This is a genomic window from Nonomuraea sp. H19, from assembly GCF_052068215.1.
Classification (GTDB): Bacteria; Actinomycetota; Actinomycetes; order Streptosporangiales; family Streptosporangiaceae; genus Nonomuraea.
In genome coordinates, this window is sequence record NZ_JBQHCV010000056.1 from 24,690 (window position 1) to 30,931 (window position 6,242).

A 6,242-nucleotide genomic window follows, 5' to 3' on the forward strand; every position below is an offset into this window, starting at 1 on the left:
GGACATGCCCGACGTCCGCATCTCCGCCCGCAAGGGCGTGCTGATCGTGTACGGCAAGGGCGACAAAGTGCGCGAGGTGCCCACCCACCCCCAGCTGCGCCAGCCCCTGCACGACTGGCTGGACGAGCGCCGCACCTGGCCGAGCGCCGCCACCAGCAAGGCGCTGTTTCTCAACCGCCGGGGCGGCCGCCTGTCCGCCCGCGCCGCCTCCACCGTATTCAGCGCCATCGCCCATGCCGCCGGGCTGGAAGACTCCACCACCGCCCACATCGGCTGGCACACCTTTGTCACCCCGCTGATTCCAGGCGGCGAAGACCTCATCACCGTGGCCGAACTGGCTGGCCACGCCCGCCGCGACACGCTGCGCGTCTACAGCCAACCCACCGACGACAAACAGGCCGCCGTGCGCCACCTCACCGTTGACCGCTAGCAAGGTTGGATGGCGTCTTCGAAGCCGGCCAGGCCGTCGGTGCAGGCGATGAGAATGTCGCGCACGCCGCGGTTGCGCAGGTCGGTCATCACCGAGGTCCAGAACCGGGACGACTCTCCGGCGGTGGCGGTCTCCAGCGGGGTCTTGGCCAGCCAGATGCCCAGCACGTGCTTCTCGCCGTCGGCGTCGATGCCGATGGCGAGATAGGCGGGCTTGGGCCTGCACGCTGTGGTTGTCGCGCACTTTGACCACGATGGCGTCCAGGAACACCACCGGGTAGATCGCCTCCAGCGGCCGTGCCTGCCAGGCGCGGGCCTCTTCCAGGACGGCGTCGGTGATGTTGGAGATGGCCTCATGCGACAGTTCGACCTCATAAATCTGGCGCAGGTGGTGCTGGATGTCACGCACGCTCATGCCGTGCGCGTACAAGCTGATGATCATGTCGTCCAGGCCGCCGGAGATGCGGCCGGCCCGCTTGGGCACCAGCACCGGCTCGAAGGTGCCGGCCCGGTCGCGGGGCACGGTCAGCCGGACCGGGCCGACCCCGGTCTGCACCGTTTTGCCGATCTTGCCGTTGCGGGAGTTACCCGTCCCGTGGCCGGCCAGATCGTGCTTGCCGTAGCCCAGATGACTCGACAGCTCGGCCTCCAGCGCGCGTTCCAGCACCGCCTTGACCAGTTCGCCCAGCATCGAGCCCTCGCCGGTCAGCCGCAGCCCGCCCTTGCCGTCTTTTGATCGCTCCAGCAGCAGGTCCAGCACCTGATCGCCGAGCAGCTCCCGCAGCGGCACCTGCCCGTGGAGAAGGGGGGATTTTTCCCCGCCATGATGAGCAGCCCGCGCCAAGCCTCCCGCCTGCTCGTGCTCTTGGGTGAAAGTGGTGGTCAGAGCCGATGATCCCCGTGTGTTCGACATGATGGACGCTCCCCCCGAAGCGTTAAGATGATCTACCTTGACCCGTCTACCCAAAGTGATCGTTTCCACACTTAGAGTTGCTCTGCCAAGATTCCTGTGGTAACTGACGGTGTGTCGTTAGATACAGATTGCATGTCTGGGTGTCACGGTTGGTCATGTATGACGCTGACGTGGTGGCTGTTGTCTTCCTCCACCTGGACTCGGTGCTGGTCGAACGTGTCGAGCGTGAAGGTGATGCGTTACGTGTGATCGCTCGTTCCCGTGGGGAGCCGATACCGTGCCCGTCGTGTGGGGCAGTGACGGCTAAGTGGTCGTCTCCGTAAATCATTCGGGGGTTATGCGGCCGCGTCGGGTACGGCAGGCTGATGGTCGCAGTCATCGTGCTGCTGGGAGTTGGACTCTTTCTGTTCGTGTCGCTCGATCCGGGCCAGCAGGTCCTCGAGGTCGGCCGGGGTGAACTTCCATCTGAAGGGCCGGGCGGTCTCGTTGTAACGCCGCTCGAAGGCGATGAGCCGGTCTTCGACCTGGTCAAGGCCGGTGAAGTCGTTGGGTGTGACCACCTTGCGCTGGACGATGGAGAAGTAAATCTCCACTTGGTTGAGCCACGAGGCGTGCACGGGGGTGTGCACCATAACCGCGTTGGGGAAGCGTTCGGTCAGCCGGTCGGCGGCGGTCTTGCCGCGGTGGGAGGAGCCGTTGTCGACGATCCAGAACACTCGCTTGGCCGAGGCGTAAGGCTCTTGGGTCATGACCTGCTCGGCCAGATCCATGAACGGGACGATGCCGGTCTTGGGCGAGCAACGGCCGAACACGTGGGCGCGGTGGACGTCATAGGCGGCCAGGTAGGCCAGAGCGCCGCCGCGGTCGTAGTCGTGGTTGATGCGCATCATTCTCGATCTGCCGGGTGGCAGGGTGGGGTGGCAGCGGCAGCGGGCCTGGATGGAGGTCTTCTCATCGGCGCTGATGACGTACTCGTCGTCGCCGAGCGGGATGTCGTCCCACCGGCGCGCGTATAAGTCGAGCACTCGGGTGGCCTTGGCGGCGAAGGCCGGGTCGCGGATGAAGATCCACGATTGGTGCTGCCAGGGTTTGAGCGTGTCCTCGGCCAGGATCCGGCGCACGGTGGAGGCCGAGATCGTTGCCGCCAGTCCGCGGGTGACCGCCTCGCGCGCCAGTTCGGGGCAGCTCCAGCGCGACAGTGGCGCGCCGGTCTCGGCCGGCAGCTGGCAGGCCAGCGCCTTGACCTCGGCGCGCTGAAGAGTGCTGAAGGTGGGTGGCCGGCCGGAGCGGGGCCGATCGGTCAGGCTCTTGATGCCATCCTGGCTGCGGTAGCGTCCCCGCCATAACCGTACGGTGTCCACCGTCACCCCACGACGCTGGGCGATCTGGTTGTTGGAGTAGCCGTGCGCGGCATCCAGCACGATCCGGACCCGGACCACGAGCTGGTAGGCAGCGGTGTGGGAGTAGGCGATCTTCTTGAGCCGCCGCCGTTCGCAGGCGGACAGCGTGATCAAGCGAGCGCGACAGCGGGGCACCGAGGTCTTTCTCTGGTCGATCTTGGGCGAGTGACCCGCCGACATTGCCCGGCACGTGCCGGTGTGTGCACGCCCGACACGCCCACGCGGCAAGATGGCGGTCATGCCCGCGATCCCCGCCTCGACCAAGACCTCGCTGGACCAGCGGCTCACGCTGCACGCCAAGGAGCACTGGCCGCGACTGGTCACGGTCCACGTTCGCTACCACGGCCAGTTCGCCTACGTTGAAGGCGAGCTCGCCGAGAAGCAAAAGGGGCATGCACCGATGACGGCGGCTGTACTCTGATCAACTGTTTGTGCCAAGCACGATGGCAGGAGACGGGGCATGACTTCGAGGCTGGCCGGTGACGTGGTCGGCGGGCGCTACCAGCTTGTCGCCGAACTGGGGTCCGGTGGCTTCGGGCGGGTCTGGCGGGCACGCGACGAGACCCTCGACGTGGACGTTGCGATCAAGGAACTGCAGCTGCCGACAGGGATGCCGGAAACCGAACGAGCCGAGCGGCTGGCGCGCGCCACGCGCGAGGCGCGCAATGCCGCCCGGTTACGCAAGCATGACGGCATCGTCGCGATCCACGACGTCGTCATCGACGACGGCCTTCCTTGGATCGTCATGGAACTAGTCGATGGCTGCTCGCTGAGCGAGCACATGCAGAAGCACGGACCGCTTCCGATGGGCAGGGCCATCGAAGTGGCCGCGGCGCTGCTGACGGCGATCGGCGCAGCACACCGGGAAGGTGTCGTGCACCGCGACATCAAACCGGCCAACGTCATGCTCGCCGAGAACGGGAAGGTCCTGCTCACCGACTTCGGGACCGCGATCCACACCACCGACACCGCACTGACCGCCACCGGGATGCTCATCGGCTCGGCCGAGTACACGGCGCCCGAGCGGCTGCGCGGCGCCGACGGCCTCCCCGCCGGGGATCTGTTCTCCCTCGGCGTGACCCTTTACCAGGCCGTCGAGGGCGTCTCACCGTTCCGCCGCGATACCCAGGAAGCGACGTTGGCCGCAGTACTACTGGAGCAGGCCCCGGCGCCGCGGCGAACCGGGCCGCTCACGCAGCTCATCACCCGGCTACTGGACAAGGACCCGGGCCGCAGGCCGACGGCGGACGAAGCACTGGCCATGGCAGGGGGTATTGCAGGTGAGCAGCCGGCAACCACAGTCCACGTGCGGCGCGACACCAAGATCCTGCCGACCCGGTCGAAGAAGTGGTCGACCGTAGGTGTTGCCGCGCCGATGGTGTTCACGTTGGCGATGGCGGTCATGACGGCGCTCGGTGTCGCCGGACTCCCTGATGCCGGCGGAACGTGGGAGCACTTCGAGCGCTACGGGGACAACGCTGTGCTCGGCGACACCGTAATGATCGCAGCCGTTGCCGATGTCGTTGTCGTCGGCTTGCTGTGCGCCAGCCTCGCGCGGTTCCTGCCGGCGGACGTCGGCAAGGCCGTCACCGCTGTCGTCGGTGTCGCCGGGCTCGTCTTCGGCTGTGGCGCGACCGCTTTCGCCTTCCATGGTGCCGGCGAGATCTTCCGGAACACGATGGAACTCCCCGGGCGGAAGTCCGCGACAGTGTCACTGGCCATGATCAGCATCGTCGTGCTCGTCGCCGTCGGGTCGGCCTGGAGCTCACAGCGCGCAGATCGACGCAAAACGATCAGAAATCGAACACGATCATGACCGCCCGCATGATCCCATCAGCGTCGGATGCCGGGCTGATCCGGCCGAGCGACCCCGACCGCTACGAGGCCACCCTCTGGTTCACCGGCACCCCATAAGACGCCCTGGACCTGGTCTGCGACCTCTACGTCGCCACCATCGACACCTGACTCTGAAGCACGATCAGTCTCAGTCCGTCAACTCCCGAGAGACTTCCGGGCGGCACCACTAAGGTGCACGGCTACTAACGGCGGCGCCTGGCCGACAGCCCGACCGGCGGGACACCGGTGCTGCTCGAGCTGGTCCTGCGGCGCCTGGTGTGCTCCAACCTGGATTGTGTGCGCCAGACCTTCAATGAGCAGGTGCCCGGGCTGGCGGAACGGTACGCCCGTCGCACTCCGCCGCTGGCCACTCTGGTCACCGCAGCAGCGGTCGCCCTGGCCGGGCGAGCCGGATCAGCGCTGCTGGCCGCGTCCGGAGTCCTGCTCAGCCGGACCGCGGTGCTGGGCGCGCTGATGGCGTTGCCCGAACCCGTGACCCGTGCACCGGAGGCGATCGGGGTGGATGACTTCGCGCTCAAGCGCAACGACCGCTACGCCACCATCATCATCAACGCGCACACCCATGAGCGCCTTGAGGTGCTGGACGGCCGGCTCGCGGTGACGCTGGAGGCCTGGCTGAAGGCCCACCCGGAGGTGAAGCTGATCTGCCGGGACCGCTCGACGGCCGTCGCCACGGGATCGACCCGGATCCCATGTGAGTCCAGCAGTTGGTACGGCTCCCATTGGTTGCCCGTCGGGTTCAACCGCCCCACTTCGGGCATCACAAGAGTGGCCAAATCTCGCTCAGAACCACCTGGCCCATCCACGGATCGGACGTTAACAAGGAAACCTATAAGACGCCCCTGAACTGCGGAAACTCATGATTTAGTTCAGTCAACAGGCCTGACGGTCCAGACGGACCCCAGATAACTGCCCCGCCTGCTGATCGGCCGCCCCACGGGACCGGTGTTCCTGGCCGACCGGAGCGCTCCCGCCTCCGGCCCGCGCGCGCCCGCGGCCGCCGACATCGACCCCGCCACTGGGCGGGGGCGGCCGTCCTTCTTGCGCGCCGAATACCTGTTCAAGACCGCCTCGGCCCAGCTCGACCCGCACCAGCAAGGTTGGACGCTGCACCAGCTCCGCCACAGCGCGCTGCAGCATGTGGCCCAAGCCGGCCGCACCGCGCCCGAACTGCAGGCCAAGAGCCGCCACCCGCACCCGGCCAGCCTCGGCCGCTACGTCCGCCTCGGCGAGGAGACCTCCGCCCGCGTCACCGCCGAAGCCGACCCATCCAGCGCCGCCGCCTCCGCGGAACTCAAGCCCCAACCCGATGACCTCACAAGGTCACGCGATCGGCCACACCCGCAGCGCCTGATCGTCGTCGGGATCGAGCTCAACCCGGTAGCCAGTCGCACGTAGCGCCTCCTCATACCGCGCCAGCTCCTGCGCCGAGCTGTCGGCGTCGCCGACGCAGGAGCTGGCGGTAGTCACACGTGAGCCCGGATTTGAGGTGGCACCGCCGCAGAACGGCGAGCACCGGCGACCGAGGGTGCCTCTACTTGATCGCCTTTGCCACGCCGTGCGAGGTCTACCGCCTGGCCCAAGGGACGATCGCGATGTGGATCGCCTTCTCGCCGGGGATCTCTCCGGCGAGTGTCTGCAGC

At 67.2% G+C, this 6,242-nt stretch carries 6 protein-coding genes and 1 pseudogene; 5 read left to right on the forward strand and 2 right to left on the reverse strand.

Going from position 1 to position 6,242, the window contains the following annotated elements:
• Positions 1 to 4: 4 nt before the first annotated feature.
• Entirely contained in the window at positions 5 to 430 is a 426-nt protein-coding gene (locus tag ACTMTI_RS54065) for a tyrosine-type recombinase/integrase (protein WP_441128898.1), read from the forward strand.
• Between the two features lie 5 nt (positions 431 to 435).
• Here the strand turns inward: ACTMTI_RS54065 and ACTMTI_RS54070 are convergent.
• Together ACTMTI_RS54070 and ACTMTI_RS54075 are read right to left on the reverse strand one after the other, a co-directional pair.
• Positions 436 to 1,273, reverse strand: a pseudogene (locus ACTMTI_RS54070) (IS256 family transposase); the annotation flags it as partial.
• Positions 1,274 to 1,677: 404 nt separating this feature from the next.
• Entirely contained in the window at positions 1,678 to 2,856 is a 1,179-nt protein-coding gene (locus ACTMTI_RS54075) for an IS630 family transposase (RefSeq protein WP_441128899.1), read from the reverse strand.
• 124 nt (positions 2,857 to 2,980) lie between these two features.
• On the opposite strand from ACTMTI_RS54075, the gene ACTMTI_RS54080 reads away from it, so the two are divergent.
• The 4 genes from ACTMTI_RS54080 to ACTMTI_RS54095 all read left to right on the forward strand — a co-directional run bounded on the left by ACTMTI_RS54080 (position 2,981) and on the right by ACTMTI_RS54095 (position 5,997).
• Positions 2,981 to 3,163 carry a hypothetical protein gene (locus tag ACTMTI_RS54080; protein ID WP_441128900.1) on the forward strand — a complete coding sequence of 61 codons (183 nt, stop codon included), beginning with the start codon at positions 2,981 to 2,983 and terminating at the stop codon, positions 3,161 to 3,163.
• 39 nt (positions 3,164 to 3,202) lie between these two features.
• A complete protein-coding gene (locus tag ACTMTI_RS54085; protein ID WP_441128901.1) occupies positions 3,203 to 4,558 on the forward strand; it encodes a serine/threonine-protein kinase in 1,356 nt (451 codons plus the stop codon).
• 266 nt (positions 4,559 to 4,824) lie between these two features.
• On the forward strand, positions 4,825 to 5,445 hold the full coding sequence (locus ACTMTI_RS54090) for a hypothetical protein (RefSeq protein WP_441128902.1): 621 nt from the start codon (positions 4,825 to 4,827) through the stop codon (positions 5,443 to 5,445).
• 99 nt (positions 5,446 to 5,544) lie between these two features.
• Positions 5,545 to 5,997 carry a hypothetical protein gene (locus ACTMTI_RS54095; RefSeq protein WP_441128903.1) on the forward strand — a complete coding sequence of 151 codons (453 nt, stop codon included), beginning with the start codon at positions 5,545 to 5,547 and terminating at the stop codon, positions 5,995 to 5,997.
• Positions 5,998 to 6,242 lie beyond the last annotated feature (245 nt).